Genomic DNA, 19,243 nt, shown 5'->3' with positions numbered 1-19,243 from the left:
GTCGGTTAGTGTGACGCAGGTGAAGGCAATCCGCAGGTTTACGGTCCGTACAGTCCTCCCCGAGCCCATCAGGCCACTGGCCCGGCTGGCCAGCAATTTGCGGTGGTCCTGGCACCGTCCCACACGGGAACTTTTCGCCGGGCTGAACCCGCGGCTGTGGGAGGAAAGCGGGCAGGACCCCGTGGGCTTCCTGGGGATGGTCAGCCGCGAGGAATTCCAGCAGCTCGCCGCGGACCAGTCGGTTGTGGAACGGGTGCACGCCGCCGAGGAGGACCTTGACCGGTACCTTGAGGAGCCGCGCTGGTACCAGGGCCTGGGCCCGGAGGCGCCGGCTTCCATTGCCTATTTCTCCCCCGAGTTCGGCATCACCGAGGTTCTGCCGCAGTATTCGGGCGGCCTGGGCATCCTGGCCGGTGACCACCTGAAGGCTGCCTCGGACCTGGGTGTTCCGCTGATCGGTGTGGGCCTGCTGTACCAGGCCGGCTATTTCAAGCAGTCACTGTCCCGCGATGCCTGGCAGCAGGAGACCTACCCCGTCCTTGATCCGGACGGGCTTCCGCTGACGCTGCTCCGCGAGCCCTCCCCCGACGGCAACGGCAAAGCCCTGCAGATCTCCCTCCCCCTCCCCAACGGAAGGCGGCTGCTGGCACACATCTGGCGTGCCGACGTCGGACGCGTTCCCTTGCTCCTGCTGGACTCCAACGTGCCGGGCAACGACGACGCGGCCCGCAGCATTACGGACCGCCTGTACGGCGGCGGCGGCGACCACCGGCTGCAGCAGGAGCTGCTGCTGGGCATGGGCGGGGTCAAGGCCCTGCGCGCCTTCCAGAAGCTGACGGGCTGCGCAGCACCCGAGGTGTTCCACACCAACGAAGGGCACGCGGGGTTCCTTGGGATCGAACGCATCCAGGAACTGATGTCCGGGGAACAGGCGCTGACGTTCGATGAAGCGCTGGCCGCAGGGCGCGCCTCCACGGTCTTCACCACGCACACCCCCGTCCCGGCCGGCATCGACAGGTTCGAAATCAACCAGATCAGCCACTTCTTCCAGGCAGGGCTGGCGCCCGCGGTCCCGGTAGACCGGATCTTGGAGCTGGGCCGCGAAAACTACGCGGACGGCAACCCGGCAGTCTTCAACATGGCGGTGATGGGCCTGCGCCTGGCCCAGCGCGCCAATGGCGTGGCCAAGCTCCACGGTGAAGTGTCCCGCGGCATGTTCTCCGCCCTCTGGCCGGGCTTCGACCACTCCGAGGTGCCCATTACCTCCGTGACCAACGGCGTGCACGTGCCCACCTGGGTGGACAGCCGCATTTCCAAGCTGGCCCGCGACCAGTTCGGCAGCGAGGCCGAAGCGCTGGGCAAATGGGACCTGGCCTACAACGTCAGCGACGCCGACGTGTGGGCTTTGCGCCGGGAGATGCGGGCCGCCCTGGTGGAGGACGTCCGCCGCAGGCTGCGCGCCGCCTGGAAGAAGCGCGGCGCGGCCGACGCCGAACTGGGCTGGACGGACAACGTCCTGGACCCGGATGTGCTGACCATCGGATTTGCCCGCCGGGTGCCCACGTACAAGCGGCTCACGCTGATGCTGCGCGAGCCGGCGCGGCTCAAGGCACTGCTCCTGCACAAGGAGCACCCCATCCAGCTGGTCATCGCCGGAAAGTCCCACCCCGCCGATGACGCCGGGAAGAAAATGATCCAGGACCTGGTGCGCTTCACGGACGATCCCGAGGTGCGGCACCGCATCGCGTTCCTGCCCAACTACGACATCGCCATGGCCAGGACCCTGTTCCCCGGCTGCGACGTCTGGCTGAACAACCCGCTGCGGCCGTTGGAGGCCTGCGGGACGTCCGGCATGAAGGCGGCGCTGAACGGATCCCTGAACCTGTCCGTCCTGGACGGCTGGTGGGACGAGATGTACGACGGCGAGAACGGCTGGGCGATCCCCACGGCCAACAACGACGCCTCCCCCGAGGAACGCGACGACATCGAGGCCGCAGCGCTGTACGAACTGCTGGAAACACAGGTGGCCCCGCGCTTTTACGGGAGCACGGTGTCCGAAGGGGCAGGAGCTGCGGGTCCCTCGACCACCAGGAGCGAGACGGTCCCCACGCACTGGGTGTCCATGATCAAGCACACCCTGTCCCACCTGGGCCCGGCGGTGTCCGCGGAACGCATGCTCCGTGACTACGTGAACATCCTGTACCGCCCCGCCGCGGAAGCCGGCCGCAGCGCCACGGCCAACTCGTACGCCCAGGCCCGTGCCCTGGCATCCTGGTCCGCCAAGGTCCGCGGCGCCTGGCCCCAGGTGCACGTGGAACACGTGGACTCGGTGGGCGTATCAGAGGATCCGCAGATCGGCGATACCCTCCAGGTCAACGCCTACGTGGCCCTGAACGCGCTGACCCCCGACGACGTCTCGGTGGAGGTGGCCTACGGCCGGGCGGAGGAAAACGACGCCCTTGCGGACATCACCATGATGGAGCTGCAGGTGAAGGAGGACCTGGGCAGCGGACGGCACCTGTTCAGCGGTTCGCTGGTCATCGACCGCTCGGGACCGTTCGGATACACGGTCCGTGTACTCCCCCGGCATGAAGCCCTGGCCTCGAAAGCGGAACTGGGACTGATCGTCAACGCTTAGCCCCCTGGCCGGATGGGTAAGGCTCCTGGCAGGCACGGAACCAACCCGACGCAGGAGGGCTCAATGACCGAACGTACAGTGGCCGATGTCATCGTGGAGCGCCTCACCACATGGGGTGTTGGCCGGGTCTTCGGCTACAGCGGGGACGGCATCAACGGGTTCATGGGTGCCCTGCGACGGACCGACGGCCAGGTGGAATTCGTCCAGGCCCGGCACGAGGAGTCGGCGGCCTTCATGGCCGTGGGCCACGCCAAGTACACCGGCGGCGTGGGGGTGGTGACCTCCACCCAGGGCCCCGGCGCCGTCCACCTGCTCAACGGCCTGTACGACGCAAAGCTGGACGGCGTGCCGGTGGTGGCCATCGTGGGACAGCAGAGCCGGACGGTTCTGGGTTCCGCCTACATGCAGGAAATCGACCTCATGGCCCTGTTCAAGGACGTCGCGTCGCAGTTCGTTCAGCAGGTCAGCGCACCGGAGCAGGTGCCCATGGTCCTGGACCGTGCCTTCCGGACGGCGAAGGCCACCTCCTCCCCCTGCGTGGTCATCATTCCGCACGACGTCCAGTCCGCTCCCGCCCCCGAGCTGGAACAGCAGCACGGGATCGTCGTCACTGCCCCGTCCTGGAGTGCTGCAGCCAAGACCCCGCGGGAGGAGGACCTGGCCGCCGCAGCCGCCCTCCTGAATTCTGCGGAGCGGGTGGCCCTCCTGGTGGGCCAGGGCGCCAGGCACGCCGCCGGGGAAGTGGTGGCCGTGGCGGAAAAGCTAGGGGCCGGAATCGCCACCAGCCTGCTGGGCAAGCCCTACGTGGATGAGGACCTGCCCTTTGCGGTGGGAACCATGGGCCACCTGGGCACCACAGCGAGTGCCTACCTGCTGGGCAACTGCGACGCGCTCCTCATCGTGGGTTCCAACGACCCCTGGACAGAGTTCTACCCGCCACCCGGGGCCGCCCGGGCCGTGCAGATCGACATCGATGAGAAGAAGATCGGCAACCGGTACCCCGTGGAGGTGGGGCTGGCGGGAGACGCCGCGTCTGCCCTGGAAGCCTTGAACCAACGGCTGGAACACCGTCCACGCACTCCGTGGCGTTCAGCCGTGGAGGAGGAAGTCAGCCGCTGGCGTATCCTCTCGGCAGACCGGGCCGCAGTGCCCGCCAGCCCTGTCAATCCCGAACGCGTGGTCCGGGAGCTCAACGGCAGGCTGCCGGAGAACGCCCAGCTGAGTGTCGACGTCGGAAGCTGCGTTTACTGGTACGCCCGGCAACTGATGCTGCCCCAGGGCGTCCCGGCGCATCTGTCCGGGACGCTGGCCAGCATGGGCTGCGCCATCCCGTACGGGCTCGCCGCCAAGCTGGCGCATCCGGACCGCCCGTTGGTGGCCATGGCCGGAGACGGCGCCATGCAGATGCTGGGCACGGCCGAACTGGTCACGGTGGCGCACCGCTGGCGCGACTGGCAGGATCCGAGGTTCGTGGTGTGCGTCTTCAACAACCGGGAGCTCACCGAGGTCACGTGGGAGCAGCGTGAGTCGGAGGCCGAGCCACGCTTTGCCGCAAGCCAGGAACTGCCCGATTTTCCCTTCGCCGCCTACGCGGACCTGCTGGGACTGAAGGGCATCCGGGTGGAGGACCCGGAACGGATCGCTGACGCCTGGGACCAGGCGTTTGCAGCGGACTGCCCTGTGGTGATCGAGGTCCTGACCGACCCCGAAATCCCGTTGCTTCCGCCGTTCCCGGCGGGGCGCCAGAAGGCGGAGAGCATGCGCAAGGGACTGGCGGCGGAGGACGACGGCGGCCGGGCCTCGGCGCTGCTGGACACCTACGTCTCGCACGAGGAACGCCGCGAGGGCTAGGCGCGGAAGCCGGGGACGGCGTTAGGGCAGCCAGCCAGGCTCAGAGCAGCACGGCTCAGAGCAGCACGGCGGTGACGGCAAGGTCCTTGCCCGCGTACCGTTCGGCGTCCTGCAGGATTTCGCAGATGATGCCGAACGACCTGTCGCTGCGGAACAGGGCCGCCACCTGCCAGAGGACCGTGACGGGCGGGTTGCCGTTGTCGGTGATGCTGTCGGCAAAGTCGTGGAGCGAATCGTTCAGCGCGTCCAGGTTCACGCCGTAGTGTTCTGGAAAGTCCAGGACCTCCCCGAAGGTCTCCAGGACGGCGCGTTTGCTGTCCGCCGGAGGGACCACCACGCTGCGCCGGCCGGCGTCGGCCACCTGTTCCTGCAGTTCTTCCAGTGTCCAGGTGTCGCCGGAGAAGATCTTCATGGTTGTGCTAGTTGCCTTCCGCTATGTACTTGAACGTTGCGTAGTGGTCACTGGTGTAATACTTCTCCCCGGCGTCGCCGGCCACGATGCGGCGTGCGCCCCGGTCCGTTTCCCCAGGGGTGGGAACGGTGTACTCGCGGTAGTAGCCGCGGTCCCGGACGGGCAGGACCCGCTCAAAGTTGCCGAACACCTGGTCGTCCTGGCTGTACCGGAAAGGGCCGCCCGCCCGGATCAGCCCCAGCACCCGGCGGCCTTCCGCGGGGAGGGCCGACTCCCGGATCTCCGGCAGGCTCGAGGGGTTGGCGCTCCGCTGTGGCGGAGACTGCTGCTTCGCCGCCGCGGACGTGGCCGCCCCGCCCGGCGTGGAGGTGGAGCTGGAAGCCGTTTCCGGCGTCGGGCGTTCCGCTTGCTGGCCCAGCAGCCCGGCGCCGCCGAACGCCACCAAGGCCAGCACCACCAGGGCGGCCAGGAGCAAGGGAAGGAGGGAGCGGTTGCGCATGGGGACCTAGGTGCGGTAGATGCTGATGGAGTTGGCCTCGGCAAGGTCGGTTTCCCCCGAAGCCACCTGGATGCCTTGCCGCTGCTTGTGGCGCGGCGAGGTGGTCAGCCGAAGCTCGAACAGGCTTGGAGCTTTCCTCCCCGCGTCCGGCAGGGTAACCAATACGTCCGACGCGCTGCCGTTGACCACCACCAGGCCGGCCAGGTCGCCGCCGTCGTCGCCGAGCAGGAGCTGCATGACGCGGTGCTGCGGATCGTTCCAGCGGTCGGCGGACATGGGCTGGCCATGCTGGTCGAACCAGTACAGGTAGGACTGTTCGTCCCGGACCGGGAAATCATGCGGCTGGGCGGCCAGGAACTCCTTGCGCAGGCGGATGTACCGTTTGGTGCTCCGCAGCATCTCGTGCGCCTCCGGCGTCATGGTCCAGTCAAGCCAGGTAAGGGCGTTGTCCTGGCAGTAGGCGTTGTTGTTCCCCTGCTGCGTCCTGGCCAGCTCATCGCCGGCGGTGATCATGGGAACACCCAGCGAAACCATCAATGACGCCATGAGGTTCCGCCGCGACTGCGCCCGCTTTTCCAGGATCACGCCGTTCTCGGTGGGACCCTCCACGCCATGGTTGTAACTGCGGTTGTCCCCGTGCCCGTCCCTGTTCTCTTCGCCGTTGGCCTCGTTGTGCTTTCGGTCGTAGGACACAAGGTCGTTCATGGTGAAGCCGTCGTGGGCAGTGACGAAGTTGACCGATGCCAGCCGCGAGCGTCCGGACGCCTGGAAGAGGCTGGCGGAACCCGAGAGAGCATCTGCAAGCTTGGCCATGGTCCCGCCGTGGCCGCCGGCATCGATGGCTGCACGGTCTGCCAGCCAGAAGGTACGGACGGCGTCGCGGAAGTGGTCGTTCCAGTCCACCCACCCCGGCGGGAACCGCCCGGTCTGCCAGCCTCCGTAGCCAATGTCCCACGGCTCAGCGATCAGTTTGACCTCGGACAGGACGGGGTCGGCGGCGACGGCGGTGAGGAAGGGATGTTCGGGGTCGAACTCATTTGCGGCGTCCCTGCACAGCGTGACGGCGAGGTCGAACCGGAAGCCGTCGATGTGGAACTCGTCCACCCAGTACCGCAGGGAATCGGTCACCAGCTGGACCACGCGCGGGTCCGCGAAATTGAGTGAATTGCCGCAGCCGGTGGTGTCGATGTATTTGCCGTGGCCGTCCAGCCGGTAGTACGTGTCCTCCCCCAGTCCGCGGAAGCTCAGGACCGGACCGTCGGGCCCGCCTTCGGCTGTGTGGTTGTACACGACGTCCAGGATGACCTCCAGCCCGGCGGCGTGGAGTGCCTTGACCATGGCCTTGAATTCGTCCTGGACAGCCTGCGGACCTTCCTCCCGTGCCGCCCTGGTGGCATAACCAGGGTGCAGGGCGAAGAACGCGGCGGTGTTGTACCCCCAGTAGTTGATCAGGCCGAGATCCTGCAGGTGCGGCTCATCGATGTGGAAGTGCACGGGCAGGAGCTGGACCGAGGTGATGCCCAGGCTGGTCAGGTGCTCCACCACGGCGGGGTGGGCCAGGCCTGCGTAGGTGCCCCTGAGTTCTTCCGGAACGTCGGGGTGGAGCATGCTCTGGCCGCGGACATGCGCTTCGTACACGATGGTGTTCCGCCAGGGAAGGTGCAGGCGTTCGTCCGTCCCCCAGTCGAAGTCGGTAGCGGTTCGTACGCTGGTGAGGAAGCCGTCGCGCTGGTCCACCCCCCGGCCATACGGGTCCAGGAGGAGGGGCTGCCTGCCGGAAGCGTTGGCGTTGCCCGGAGCAGGCTTGGCGGGCAGGGAATGGGCGTCCGTGGTTGGACGGAAGCCGTAGCGGGAACCGTACGGCAGGTCCTCGACGATGCCGTGGTGGACGCCCCGCGTCACGTTGGCCAGGGTCTGGACCCGCCACCGGCCTCCGGGAGGGCAATAAACGATGTCCAGGCTGGATACCCCTGGAGCGAGGCAGGCGACGTTGGCGCGCGCGCCGGCGTGGTGCCGGGTACCGCCGGAATCAGCGCGCGGAACGCTGACACCAAGGGGAACGGCCGAGGAGGCGTCCATGGCGGAAGCAGTGTCGAAGAGCGGCATGACCATCACCTAAATAGTAGCCGCCAGCGGCACCTGACCTGCCCGTTCGCCGCTGCGGCGCCGGGTAACCAGCCCGGCAATGACCGGGCCTGGAGTGCTTACCCTGCTGCGCGCTGCCGGGAGACCTCGTACAGCGAGATACCCACGGCCATTGAAGCGTTGAGTGACTCCATGGCGGAATCGATGGGGATGGACACGATCTGGTCGCAGTTCTCGCGGACCAGGCGGCTCAGGCCCTTGCCCTCGGAGCCCACCACGATGCAGACGGGTTCGGTGGCCAGGGTGAGGTCAGGCAGCGAGACGTCGCCGTCGCCGTCGAGCCCCAGCACGAAGATGCCCATGTTCTTGAACTGCTTCAGGGCGTTGTTCAGGTTGGCGGCGCGGGCCACCGGCACGCGGACGGCAGCGCCGGCGCTGGTTTTCCAGGCCGCTGCGGTGACGCCTACGGAGCGGCGCTCAGGCACAATGACGCCGTGGCCGCTGAAGGCGGAGACGGAGCGGATGATGGCGCCCAGGTTCCGGGGGTCCGTGATGCCGTCCAGTGCAACGAAGAGCGGCGCATTCTTGATGTGCCCCTTCTTCCACTTTTCGACGGTTTCCTCGGCCAGTTCGTGGGCGTCCTGGTACTCGTAGGGCGGGATCTGCAGCACCAGGCCCTGGTGGACGGCATCATCCGTCATCCGGTCAAGTTCGGGCTTGCCCGTCTCCATCAGCGGGATGCCACGTTCGGCGGCGAGCTTCAGGGATTCCTTGACGCGGTCGTCCATCTCGATGCGGATGGCAACGTGCAGGGCTTTGGCGGGGATGCCGGCGCGGAGCGCTTCAACCACCGAGTTGCGCCCGGTCACCACTTCCTCGGTGGCACGGCCCTTGGGCCCGGACTTCGCCGCGCCCGCGCTGCGGGCACCCGTTCCGCGTTTGGCGGCGGACCGCTCGGAAAGCTGCTTGGCCTTGTGCGCCTTGTGGTACGGACGGTCTTCGGCCTTGGGCGTGGGACCCTTGCCCTCCAGGGCCTTGCGGCCATGGCCACCGGTTCCGATGGTTGGGCCCTTCTTCGCTTTAACCGATCGGCGACCATTGTTGGCCATGATGTTCCACCCTTGATTGTGTTGACTGAGTCTGCATACCAGTCTACTGACCGAAGAAAAATCGGCAGGCCCCGGCCAGTGGCGGAGTTCAGGCGGGCCGGCGGATCAATCCCGTTTGAGGCTCCAGGTGGCGCCGTCGGGGCCGTCCTCCACCACGACGCCGGCCTGGTTGAGCGTGTCCCGGATGGCGTCGGACGCAGCCCAGTCCTTCTCAGCCCGGGCAGCAGCGCGGGCAGCCAACTGCGCCTCGACCAGTACGCCCAAGGCTTCGGCCTCACGGGTTGTCGCCGCGGCGGAACCTTCGACGGCGTTCAGCCCCAGGACGCCGGTCATCAGGACGACGGCGTGCATCGCGTCCCGGGCAGCGTCGTCGTCGCCTTCGGCAAGGGCTGTGTTGCCCGCGCGGACTGTGTCGTGGAGTGCGGCCAGGGCGCGCGGTACGTTGAGGTCGTCATCCATGGCTTCGCAAAATGCGTCGACGGCCGGGGAAGAGGGGCCGTGGTTGCCCTCCATGGCTCCCACGTCGCCGCCGAAGCGGGCACCGGCCTTGGCAAGGAACCCGTCAATGCGTTCGACGGCGGCGGCGGCCTCCTGCAGGGAGGTGGGCCGGTAATCCAGGACGGAGCGGTAATGCGCCTGGCCCAGGTAGTAGCGCACCACCCGGGGCGACGCCAGTTCCAGCATTTCAGCCGGGCTGATGGTGTTGCCGATGGACTTGGACATCTTTTCGCCCTGGTAGGTCACCATGCCGTTGTGCATCCAGAAGTTGGCGAACGGGTGGCCCGCCGCCTGTGACTGCGCCATCTCGTTTTCGTGGTGCGGAAAGCGCAGGTCCAGGCCGCCGCCGTGGATATCGAACGCGGTGCCCAGGTACTTGGTGACCATGGCCGAGCACTCAAGGTGCCAGCCGGGCCGTCCGGCACCCCAGGGGGACGCCCAGCTGGCGGTGGCCGGCTCGCCTTCTTTGGAACCCTTCCACAGCGCAAAGTCGCGGGGGTCCTTCTTGCCGCGGGGATCGGCGTCGGGCGCTGCCTGCATGTCATCGATGTTCTGCCGGGTCAGGGCTCCGTACTTGTCCCACGAACGGACGTCGAAATACACGTCCCCCGAATCGTCCAGGGCGGGGTAGGCGTGGCCGCGCTCGATGAGCTGCTGGATCAGGGCATGCATCTCGGGAATGTGCCCGGTGGCCCGGGGTTCGTAGGTGGGACGCGAGACGCCCAGGGTGTCGTAGGCCTTCAGGAACTCCTGCTCGTAGCGGTAGGCCAGCGCCCACCATTCCTCGCGTGGCACTTCGCCCGCCTCGGGGCTGAAGTCCGGCGCAAAGGATGCCTCGGATTTGGCAAGGATCTTGTCGTCGATGTCCGTGACGTTGCGGACCACCGTGACGCGCATGCCGCGGTACTCAAGCCAGCGGGTGAGCTGGTCGAAGGCGATGGCGGAGCGGATGTGGCCCACGTGCGGCATGCCCTGGACGGTGGCGCCGCAGTAGTAGAGGCTGACCTTGCCGTCGACGATGGGGACGAAGTTCCGGACTTCGGCGGAGGCGGTGTCATAGAAGCGCAGGGTCACCGCTCCAGACTAGCTGATGGGTTGGGGCTGCTGCGGGTACACCAGTGCGGTGGCCACCGCGGAAATACCCTCTCCGCGTCCGGTGAATCCCAGGCCGTCGCTGGTGGTGGCCGTGACACCCACGTGGGCGCCGGCGGCTTCGCTGAGGACCTTCTGGGACTCTTCCCGCCGCGGCCCGAACTTGGGCCGGTTGGCTACGAACTGCACCGCAACATTGCCGATCTCGAAACCCGCCGCCCGCACGATCCGTGCAGCCTCCGCAAGGAGTGTGGCGCCGGACGCGCCGGCGAACTCGGGGCGGTCGGTGCCGAAATGCGTGCCAAGGTCTCCGATTCCGGCGGCAGAGAACAGGGCGTCCGCGGCAGCATGGGCCACGGCGTCGCCGTCGGAGTGCCCGGCCAGGCCGCGTTCGCCGGGCCACAGGAGTCCGCCCAGCCAGAGCGGGCGGGGCGAGTCTTCCGGCGCGTAGGCATGGACGTCGATTCCCACTCCGGTGCGCGGCAGGACCATGTCCACGCTCATCCTTCCACCCACCGGGCTCCGAGCGGGCCTTCCAGGAGTCCTTCGGCGAAGATCAGGTCAAGGGGTGTGGTGATCTTGAGGGACTGCGTTGAGCCGCGGACGGCATGGACGGCGGTGCCGAGCATCTCCACCAGCATGGCGTCGTCGGTGACGGCCGCGGACTGCTGCTGGTCCAGCGCTTGTGCGGCTTGGTGCGCCTGCAACAGGGTTCCGATCGTGAAACCCTGTGGCGTCTGCACCGCCCTCAGCTCCTCACGGCGGGCCGTCCCCGTGACAACCTCCGGCGCAAAGGCACTGTCCCCACCGGTGGTGGCGGCCACGGTTTTGACCGTATCCACTACCGGAACTGCGGGAATGACGGCGGCAGCACCGGCGGCAAGGGCATCAGATACGCGGTGGAAGACGGATTCGGGCGTCAGGGCCCGGGCGGCATCATGGACCAGGACCGCCTCGATGCCGTCCATCAGTGCCGCGATCCCGGCCCGGACGGAATCAGCCCGGGTGGATCCGCCGTCGACAATCGTCAGGAGCGGGCCGCCGTCGGCAAGTTCGCCACGGAAACCGTCACACAACTGGCGCAGGTCCTGGTCCCCGGCAGGCAGGGCCACGCACACCTGGCTGGCCACTCCTGACGCGACGATTCCCCGGAGTGCATGCATCAGGATGGGCTCGCCGCCGAGCGGCACCGCCGCCTTGGGCATTCCGTAGCCAAGACGCTGCCCGGAACCGGCGGCCACAAGGATGACGGCGGTGACCAGGCGCGTGGATGAATCACTCATGCGGACAAGCCTACGACGCCGCCACTTCGGTCAGGTGGCTTGGACACCACCGGACGGACCCAAAAAAAGAAGCCCCGGCGGCACTTGCGTGCCGCCGGGGCTAAATTCTTAGGAAGCCAGGACCTCGTCGAGAACGCTTGCAGCCTTCTCCTCGTCGGTCTTCTCAGCCAGCGCCAGTTCTGAAATCAGAATCTGACGGGCTTTGGCCAGCATTCGCTTCTCGCCTGCGGAAAGGCCCCGGTCGTGATCCCGGCGCCACAGGTCGCGAACAACCTCTGCCACCTTGATGACGTCACCGGAAGCAAGCTTCTCCAGATTTGCCTTGTACCTGCGTGACCAGTTGGTGGGCTCTTCGGTGAACTCGGCGCGGAGCACATCAAACACGTGCTCCAGGCCTTCCTTGCCCACTACGTCCCGGACCCCAACAAGGTCAACGTTCTCTGCTGGAACTTCAATGGTCAGATCACCCTGAGCCACCTTGAGCTTGAGATACATCTTCTCTTCGCCCTTGATGGTGCGCATCTTGATTTCTTCAATTTTCGCAGCACCGTGGTGAGGGTAAACTACTGTCTCGCCGACCTCAAATACCATGTGGACATTTCCCCTTTCCCGCAGACCAGTTTATCACGATTCAGGCATATGACCGGCCGGAGAAAGGGCCTCCAACCGCGAAAATACGCGGAAAATCGGCCCAATCAACCCCCTCCGCCCCCTTGACGGATGGCAAGATTAGTGCATCACGTGAGCGCTCCCACGGCAGATGTGACACCGCCGAATCCTCGTTTGCCCCTCATTGCGGATAGGCTATGGCTGAAAAAGACTTCAAATTTCTCGAGGAGTACGTGACGTGCGTTCCACTGCGATGAACCGGGCCCAGCGCGGCAAACTGGCACTGACGGCTGCCGCCCTTGGCGCCAGCCTGCTGACCGCAGGCTGCGGTTACATCACACCCCAGCAGACCAGCCACCAGTACTCCGCCTCGGACGGCATCCGCGCAGACCTCGGTCCCCTCCAGCTGCGGAACATCCTGATTGTTTCCACGGGCGAGGACAAGCCCGGCCGCCTCATCGGCGCCGTCTACAACTCCTCCTCCAAGGACGTGAAGCTCACGGTCAACGGCGCCAAGGGTTCACAGACCGAGGTACCGGTGAAGGCCAACTCGTACACCCTCCTGAATGAGGACTCCGACGAGGCCATCCTGAGCACCACCGGCGGCAAGCCCGGCTCCCTGGTGGACGTCAAGATCAGCGAGAACGGCACCAACGTCAGCAACACGGTGAAGGTTCCCGTTCTGGACGCCACCCTGGCGGAATACAAGGACTACGTGCCTACCCCGAGCCCCTCGGCGACATCCTCGTCGGCGAGCCCCAGCGCGGACTCCTCCGCCAGCGCCGGTTCCTCAGCCAGCTCCAGCGCTTCCGCCGGCGCCGAATCATCGGCCGGTGCCACTCCGAGCGCCACGGCGACGGCCACGAGCCGCTAAGCGAACAGCGGGTCGCTGCAGGAAGCAGGCGTAACAAAAGGGAGGGCCGTCCAGGCGCCTCCCTTTTGTTATGTCTTCCGAGGTTGTCCGGGAACCGGCCTACGGTTCAAATTTGTACCCGAGGCCGCGGACGGTCACCAGGTAGCGCGGCGCGGAGGGGTCCGGTTCGATCTTGCCGCGAAGCCGTTTCACATGGACGTCCAGGGTCTTGGTGTCGCCCACATAGTCGGAACCCCACACGCGGTCGATCAGCTGGCCGCGGGTCAGCACCCTGCCCGAATTGCGCAGGAGCATCTCCAGGAGCTCGAACTCCTTCAAGGGGAGCAGGACCTGCTCGCCGCCCACGCTGACCACATGCCGCTCGATGTCCATGCGGACCGGGCCCGCCTGGACCGTTGAGGAGATCAGTTCCTCCGGCTCGCCCTGGCGGCGCAGCACGGCCCTGACACGGGCCACCAGTTCACGGGAGGAGTAGGGCTTGGTGACGTAGTCGTCCGCACCGAGCTCCAGGCCCACCACTTTGTCGATCTCCGAGTCCTTGGCCGTCAGCATGATGACGGGAACGCTGGAGCGCTGACGGAGCTGGCGGCACACCTCGGTGCCGGAGAGCCCGGGCAGCTGCAGGTCAAGCAGCACCAGGTCAGCGCCGTTGCGGTCAAATTCGGTGATGGCGTCGAGGCCGTTGTCCACCACCTCAACCTCGAACCCTTCTTTGCCCAGCAAATAGGACAAGGGGTCGCTGAACGACTCCTCATCCTCCACAATCAAAATCCTGCTCAAGCGCTGGCTCCTCGTTCTGTTGCGCCGGCGGCGCGGGGTACTTGGGTGAGACTTGGCTTCTCCGGCATCAATCCCGGTGCTTCCGTTGCGGCCGGCCCTGCCTCGTCGTCCTGGCCTTCCATCTCGGGCAGCCGGAGGGTAAAGGTGGACCCCTGCCCGGGCTGGGACCACAGGGTCACTTCGCCGCCGTGGTTCGATGCCACGTGCTTCACGATGCTCAGGCCCAGGCCGGTGCCCCCGGTCTGGCGGGACCGGGCCGCGTCCACGCGGTAGAAGCGTTCAAAGACGCGTTCCTGGTCCTCGGGGCTCAGCCCGTCCCCCTGGTCCGTCACCGAAATGGAGACCAGGCCTTCGCGCGAACGGACACCGATCCCCACCCGTGTGTTGGCCGGCGAATAGCGGATGGCGTTGTCGATGAGGTTCCGCAGCGCCGTCACCAGCAGATCCTGGTCGCCGAAGACCTTGCCGTCGGCGCGGCCGCCCACCACGATGCTGATGTTCTTGCTCTCCGCGGGAAGCTGCGACCGGTCCACGGCTTCGGCGATGACGGCGTTGATGTCCACCGGACCGCCCTCCTGGGTGACGCTGGCGCCCTGAAGGCGGGAAAGTTCGATGATGTCCTGGACCAGGGCAGCGAGGCGGGCAGATTCCTTGTGCATGCGCTTGGCGAAGCGGCGGACGGCTTCTTCATCGTCGGCGGAGGATTCCAGCGCCTCTGCCAGCAGGGAGATTGCACCCACGGGGGTTTTCAGTTCATGCGACACATTGGCGACGAAGTCGTTGCGGATCTCTTCGGTGCGGGTGATTTCCGTCCGGTCATCGGCAAGGAGCAGGATGTATTCCTCACCCAGCATGGCCGCGCGGACCTGGACGATAATGGTTCCCTTGCCCAGCGGGCCGCGTGGGAGTTCGAGCTGCTTTTCCAGGATGACGCCGTCCCGCCGGACTCCGGCGGTCATGTCCAGGAGTTCCTTGTGCACCACGGTGTGCCCGCGGACCAGGCCGTATGCGTATGCGGCGGGGCTGGCACGGACCACGCCGTCCACGTCGTCCAGCACCACGAAGGCACGTCCGACGACGGCGAGCACCTCCGCTGCGCCGGCCGGCAGCGCCAGCTCCCCGGCGTCGATGTCCAACAGTTCACGCTGCTTCTCGCTGACCCGGTAGGCGAGCACGCCGAACGTGCCAAGCGCCAGGCCGATGAGGCCGGCTACCAGACCAATGAGCATAGGATCCACAGCTCCACTTTATGCTCTTGCCCTAAGCCCGCCGGCGCCTTCCGCCCCATCCGGCAAACGGTTCAACTAACGTTCATCTATGGGGGCATAATCGTTTACCCGGCGGTGACAGAGTTGGTGATCAGAGCGCCTCATGGCGACACGATTCCTGCTGCCCTGGAGCGGCCGGCGGGAGTTCCAAGGAAAGGACGCCTACGTGCGTAAGGTTTTTCAGGAAGAGCTCACCCAGGTCGGTGACCAGCTGGTGGAGATCTCCCGGCTGGTCAGCGAAGCGATCAACAAGGCCACTACCTCATTCCAGGTAGCGGACGTTGACCTCGCGCAGGATGTCATCGCCGCGGACGCGCGCATCGACTTCCTGCAGAACAGCCTTGACGAGCGGGCCATCGACATTCTGGCGCTGCAGGGCCCTGTTGCCAGCGACCTGCGCATGATCGTCGGTTCGCTCCGGATGAGCGCATCCCTCGAGCGGATGGGTGACCTGGCCCGCCACATCGCCCAGCTGGCCCGCCTGCGGTACCCGTCCACGGTGATTCCGGCGTCCATGACGGAGACCTTCAACCGAATGGCTGAACTCGACCAGGAGATCGCCGACAAGCTGACGGTCCTGCTGGAGAGCCGCGACCTGGAGGTGGCCAGGGATATTCTCAAGGCCAACACGGCCATCAACGACCTGCACTTGAGCGTCTTCAAGGCCATCGCCGCCCCTGAGTGGAACGAATCCCCCGCCACCACCGTGGACGTGGCCCTTGCCAGCCGCTACTTCGAGCGCTTCGCCGACCACGGCGTCTCCGTAGCCCAGAAGGTGACCTACCTGGTCACGGGTGCGTGGCAGCCGAACGCCACTGAGCACAGCTGACCACACAAAGAGCGGATAGACGACGGCGGGCTGGCCACTGAGGTGACCAGCCCGCCGTCGTACGCGTTAATGCCTTATTTCTTGCCCTGGTTGGCGACGGCCAGGATTGCCTCTTCGGCGGCCTCGGGGTCGAGGTAGGTTCCGCCAGGCTTGACCGGCTGGAAGTCCTCGTCCAGTTCGTAGACCAGCGGGATGCCGGTGGGGATGTTCAGGCCTGCGATGGCTTCGTCGCTGATGCCGTCAAGGTGCTTGACCAGGGCGCGCAGCGAGTTGCCGTGCGCGGTGACCAGGACCGTCTTGCCGGCCTTGAGGTCTTCCTTGATGTCCGATTCCCAGTAGGGCAGGAGGCGGACCAGGACATCCTTCAGGCATTCGGTGCGGGGAAGGGCGTCGCCGAGGTCTGCATAGCGGAGGTCGTGCGCCTGGGAGAACTCGGAGTCGTCGTCCAGGGGCGGCGGCGGGGTGTCATAGGAACGGCGCCATTCCATGAACTGCTCTTCGCCGTACTCGGCGAGGGTCTGGGCCTTGTCCTTGCCCTGCAGCGCGCCGTAGTGGCGTTCGTTGAGGCGCCAGTCGCGCTTGACCGGGATCCAGCCGCGGTCCGCCTTGTCCAGGGCGATGTTCGCGGTGTTGATGGCCCGCTTCAGCAGGGAGGTGTAGAGCACGTCCGGGAGAATGTTGTTCTCCACCAGCAGCTCACCGCCACGCGCTGCTTCCGCGCGGCCCTGGTCGTTCAGGTCGACGTCCACCCAGCCGGTGAACAGGTTCTTGGCGTTCCATTCGCTGTGGCCGTGGCGCAGCAGAATCAGCTTGTAAGTCATGATTTTCATCCTAGCCGAGCAGTGTTGCCGCCCGCCCAGCGTTACAAGGCCGACTGCCATGCGCCCGCCTCCCCGAACGGCGGGGATAGGGTTGTGCGGTGGTTCAAAAGGCTGAACGGGTGAACGCCCCGCAACTTTCCGGCAGGACCTCCGGCACCCGGCAGGGCCGCCCGGTGGGCAACGTAACCCGCGGCACCACCAATCCCAACCGGATGCGCCGGGTGGACCGCTGGCTGACCGGACCGCAGGCCTGGCGCCTGCGGTCCGGGGCGGACCCCCTCGTCGTCGATCTGGGCTACGGCGCAACCCCAGCCACCGCCGTCGAACTTTATGAAAGGCTCGCTGCCGTCCGGCCGGACGTACGGGTCTGCGGGATTGAGATTGAACCCGAGCGCGTCCGCGCCGCGCTTCCCCTGCAGCGGCCCGGGCTGACCTTCCACGTGGGCGGCTTCGAACTGCCCATTCCCGGGCGTCCAGTCCTGGTCCGCGCCTTCAATGTCCTCCGGCAGTACGAGGAAGCCGATGTCCAGGGCATCTGGCGGCTGGTGCAGGACAAGTTGTCGCCGGACGGCATCTTCGTTGACGGCACGTGCGACGAGATTGGGCGGCGCGTGACCTGGGTGACCCTTGACCAACACCGCCCGTTGTCCTTGAGCATCTCTGTCCGTTTCGGCAGTTTCGACCTGCCCTCGGACGTGGCCGAACGGCTTCCCAAGGCCTTGATCCACCGCAACGTCCCGGGCGAACCGGTTCATGCCTTCATGCAGGCGATGGACCGGGCGTGGCTGGGGAGCGCGCCGCTTGCCTCGTTTGGCAACAGGCAGCGCTGGGTGGGTATGTGCCGAAGCCTGCGCGACGCCGGGTGGCCGCTCCAGGACGGACCGGCCAGGTGGCGACTGGGCGAGCTGACGGTGGATTGGCAAGCGGTGGCCCCGCTGGGTTAGGGCCGGGTTAAGCGCTGATCACCAGGGGCCGTAGGGGCCCATGTTGCGGCTGCCGCCGCGGCCCGCGTCCTTTACTGCGGGACGGACATCGGCCAGGTAGACGGAGGCCGCCACCACCGCGGCGAGCCCGAAGAGGCCGAGGGTGCTGATGATGCCGCCGCCGGCGCCGAACAGCGAGATGATGCCCACCAGCAGCGCGCCACCGGTCAGGGCAAGCCAGAAGGTCTTGGTCCGCTTGCCCGTGGCTTCGAACGCGTTGGCCCGGTGCCGGGCGCAGTCGACGAACGCCCACAGTTCAAGCCCCAGTGCCACCAGGCCAAGGATGAAGAACACTGCCTGCTCTACGTACGCGATGATTATTCGACCGTCCACAAGCCCAGCCTAGCCCTCCAGTGTGTCCAGCGCCTGTTTCAGGTCGGCCCAGAGGTCCTCGACGTTTTCCACGCCGACGCTGAGCCGGACCAGGTTCTCCGGCACGCTGGCGGGTTCGGCTGAGTGCCGGCGCCGGCGTTCGATCAGGGACTCCACCCCGCCCAGGGACGTGGCAGGGAGCCAGAGATCCAGCGCCTGCACCAGTTTGTCCGCGGCGTCGGCGCCGCCCAGGCCCGCCGCGGGTGCCACCTGGATGCAGATGATGGAGCCGAACCCCTTCATCTGCGCTTTGGCCCGGGCGTGGCCCGGATCGGTATCCAGCCCCGGGAACCGGATGGATTCGATGGCGGGGTGCGCGGCGAGACGTTCCGCCAGGACCATCGCAGACTCCTGGGACCGCTCCACGCGCAGCGCCAGGGTCCGCAGTCCCCGCAGCGCGAGCCATGCCTCAAAGGGACCGGCGATGGCGCCGTGAATGATGCGGTGGTGGAGCAGCGCGGAGCGGATGTCCGGGTTGGCGGTGACCAGCGCACCGAGGACGACGTCGGAGTGCCCGGCAAGGTACTTCGTCACCGAGTGAAGGACGACGTCGGAGCCAAGCAGCAGGGGCTGCTGCACCAGGGGCGTGGAGAAGGTGTTGTCCGTGACCACGATCGCGCCGGCCGCATGTGCGGCCTCCGCGACGGCGGCCATGTCAGCGATTCCCAGCATGGGATTGGTGGGGCTTTCCAGCCACAGCATGGCCGCGGCTTTCGACGACGGGCCGTTCGGTGCCAGGGCGTCCTTCACCGCATCGGTGTCGGCAATGTCAACGGTCCGGAGTTCGATGAAGCCCTTTTCGGCGAGTTCCGAGGCCATCACCAGCGAGCCGGAATAGCTGTGGTTGGGCATGACCAGCACGCCGCCGGCAGGTATCAGGGACAGCGCGGAACTGACCGCAGCCAGCCCCGACGCGTATAGCAGGCCGGGAAGAGCGGATCCTTCAAGCTGGCCCAGCGCCTCCTCGAAGGGATCCCAGGTGGGGTTGGAGTAGCGGCCGTAACCCCGGTCCCCGTCCCCCAGGGGGCCGGTGCCGAAGTAGGTGGAGGAAAGGGTAATGGGAGGATTGACCGGCTGGTCCCTTTCCCGCGGCGGACGCCCTGCCGCCACCACCACGGTCTCGGGTGAGAGGGCAGCGGCCTGATGCTCGGAAAGACTCATGGTGAAAAGCGTACTGTTCCGGCCAATTGGGCCGAAAAGTGGTGTCATTTTGTGGACGCTGGTACATCCACCCCTCCTG

General features: G+C 66.7%; 18 protein-coding genes. 5 read left to right on the top strand and 13 right to left on the bottom strand.

Annotation, left to right across the window (positions count from 1 at the left end):
* The first annotated feature begins 19 nt into the window (after window positions 1-19).
* Window positions 20-2,638 (top strand): alpha-glucan family phosphorylase, encoded by a 2,619-nt coding sequence (gene glgP, locus ASG86_RS03490; protein ID WP_200946119.1) that lies wholly within the window; start codon window positions 20-22, stop codon window positions 2,636-2,638.
* 63 nt (window positions 2,639-2,701) lie between these two features.
* Entirely contained in the window at window positions 2,702-4,489 is a 1,788-nt protein-coding gene (locus ASG86_RS03485; RefSeq protein WP_056330281.1) for a thiamine pyrophosphate-requiring protein, read from the top strand.
* Window positions 4,490-4,544: 55 nt separating this feature from the next.
* Here ASG86_RS03485 and ASG86_RS03480 read toward each other — a convergent pair whose 3' ends face one another.
* The 8 genes from ASG86_RS03480 to ASG86_RS03445 form a co-directional block, all read right to left on the bottom strand.
* On the bottom strand, window positions 4,545-4,901 hold the full coding sequence (locus tag ASG86_RS03480) for a barstar family protein (RefSeq protein WP_056330277.1): 357 nt from the start codon (window positions 4,899-4,901) through the stop codon (window positions 4,545-4,547).
* 7 nt (window positions 4,902-4,908) lie between these two features.
* On the bottom strand, window positions 4,909-5,400 hold the full coding sequence (locus ASG86_RS03475; protein ID WP_056330274.1) for a ribonuclease domain-containing protein: 492 nt from the start codon (window positions 5,398-5,400) through the stop codon (window positions 4,909-4,911).
* Window positions 5,401-5,406: 6 nt separating this feature from the next.
* Window positions 5,407-7,512: a glycogen debranching protein GlgX gene (gene glgX / locus ASG86_RS03470; RefSeq protein WP_056330272.1), complete on the bottom strand. Its 2,106-nt coding sequence runs from the start codon at window positions 7,510-7,512 to the stop codon at window positions 5,407-5,409.
* Between the two features lie 92 nt (window positions 7,513-7,604).
* Window positions 7,605-8,594 (bottom strand): 23S rRNA (guanosine(2251)-2'-O)-methyltransferase RlmB, encoded by a 990-nt coding sequence (rlmB, locus tag ASG86_RS03465; RefSeq protein ID WP_056330269.1) that lies wholly within the window; start codon window positions 8,592-8,594, stop codon window positions 7,605-7,607.
* A gap of 105 nt (window positions 8,595-8,699) precedes the next feature.
* On the bottom strand, window positions 8,700-10,166 hold the full coding sequence (gene cysS, locus ASG86_RS03460) for a cysteine--tRNA ligase (protein WP_056330267.1): 1,467 nt from the start codon (window positions 10,164-10,166) through the stop codon (window positions 8,700-8,702).
* Between the two features lie 9 nt (window positions 10,167-10,175).
* A complete protein-coding gene (gene ispF, locus ASG86_RS03455; protein WP_200946125.1) occupies window positions 10,176-10,676 on the bottom strand; it encodes a 2-C-methyl-D-erythritol 2,4-cyclodiphosphate synthase in 501 nt (166 codons plus the stop codon).
* Window positions 10,677-10,684: 8 nt separating this feature from the next.
* Window positions 10,685-11,467: a 2-C-methyl-D-erythritol 4-phosphate cytidylyltransferase gene (ispD, locus tag ASG86_RS03450; RefSeq protein ID WP_056330261.1), complete on the bottom strand. Its 783-nt coding sequence runs from the start codon at window positions 11,465-11,467 to the stop codon at window positions 10,685-10,687.
* A gap of 108 nt (window positions 11,468-11,575) precedes the next feature.
* A complete protein-coding gene (locus tag ASG86_RS03445; RefSeq protein ID WP_011690592.1) occupies window positions 11,576-12,058 on the bottom strand; it encodes a CarD family transcriptional regulator in 483 nt (160 codons plus the stop codon).
* Between the two features lie 271 nt (window positions 12,059-12,329).
* On the opposite strand from ASG86_RS03445, the gene ASG86_RS03440 reads away from it, so the two are divergent.
* A complete protein-coding gene (locus ASG86_RS03440; RefSeq protein WP_056330258.1) occupies window positions 12,330-12,950 on the top strand; it encodes a hypothetical protein in 621 nt (206 codons plus the stop codon).
* A 99-nt stretch (window positions 12,951-13,049) separates the two neighbouring features.
* Here the strand turns inward: ASG86_RS03440 and ASG86_RS03435 are convergent, their stop codons facing one another.
* Complete coding sequence (locus ASG86_RS03435; RefSeq protein ID WP_056330255.1) at window positions 13,050-13,730, bottom strand: response regulator transcription factor; 681 nt, start codon at window positions 13,728-13,730, stop codon at window positions 13,050-13,052.
* Complete coding sequence (locus ASG86_RS03430; RefSeq protein ID WP_056330253.1) at window positions 13,727-14,959, bottom strand: sensor histidine kinase; 1,233 nt, start codon at window positions 14,957-14,959, stop codon at window positions 13,727-13,729. The genes ASG86_RS03435 and ASG86_RS03430 overlap by 4 nt, the downstream gene beginning before the upstream one ends.
* Window positions 14,960-15,164: 205 nt before the next feature.
* Here ASG86_RS03430 and phoU point away from each other — a divergent pair, with 205 nt between their 5' ends.
* Window positions 15,165-15,827 carry a phosphate signaling complex protein PhoU gene (gene phoU, locus ASG86_RS03425; protein WP_056330250.1) on the top strand — a complete coding sequence of 221 codons (663 nt, stop codon included), beginning with the start codon at window positions 15,165-15,167 and terminating at the stop codon, window positions 15,825-15,827.
* 74 nt (window positions 15,828-15,901) lie between these two features.
* Here the strand turns inward: phoU and ASG86_RS03420 are convergent, their stop codons facing one another.
* Complete coding sequence (locus tag ASG86_RS03420; RefSeq protein ID WP_056330247.1) at window positions 15,902-16,648, bottom strand: phosphoglyceromutase; 747 nt, start codon at window positions 16,646-16,648, stop codon at window positions 15,902-15,904.
* Window positions 16,649-16,746: 98 nt separating this feature from the next.
* Here ASG86_RS03420 and ASG86_RS03415 point away from each other — a divergent pair, with 98 nt between their 5' ends.
* Window positions 16,747-17,592 carry a class I SAM-dependent methyltransferase gene (locus tag ASG86_RS03415; protein ID WP_056330244.1) on the top strand — a complete coding sequence of 282 codons (846 nt, stop codon included), beginning with the start codon at window positions 16,747-16,749 and terminating at the stop codon, window positions 17,590-17,592.
* A gap of 18 nt (window positions 17,593-17,610) precedes the next feature.
* Here the strand turns inward: ASG86_RS03415 and ASG86_RS03410 are convergent, their stop codons facing one another.
* Both ASG86_RS03410 and ASG86_RS03405 read right to left on the bottom strand, forming a co-directional pair.
* Window positions 17,611-17,964, bottom strand: a complete 354-nt coding sequence (locus ASG86_RS03410) for a DUF2516 family protein (protein WP_026266062.1) — start codon at window positions 17,962-17,964, stop codon at window positions 17,611-17,613.
* Between the two features lie 9 nt (window positions 17,965-17,973).
* Window positions 17,974-19,164: a trans-sulfuration enzyme family protein gene (locus tag ASG86_RS03405; protein ID WP_056330241.1), complete on the bottom strand. Its 1,191-nt coding sequence runs from the start codon at window positions 19,162-19,164 to the stop codon at window positions 17,974-17,976.
* Between the last annotated feature and the right edge of the window lie 79 nt (window positions 19,165-19,243).

The sequence above is a fragment of the Arthrobacter sp. Soil764 genome (assembly GCF_001428075.1).
Lineage (GTDB): Bacteria > Actinomycetota > Actinomycetes > Actinomycetales > Micrococcaceae > Arthrobacter.
Note: the sequence above shows the minus strand (reverse complement) of the source record. Positions and strands in the feature narration are given on the sequence as shown.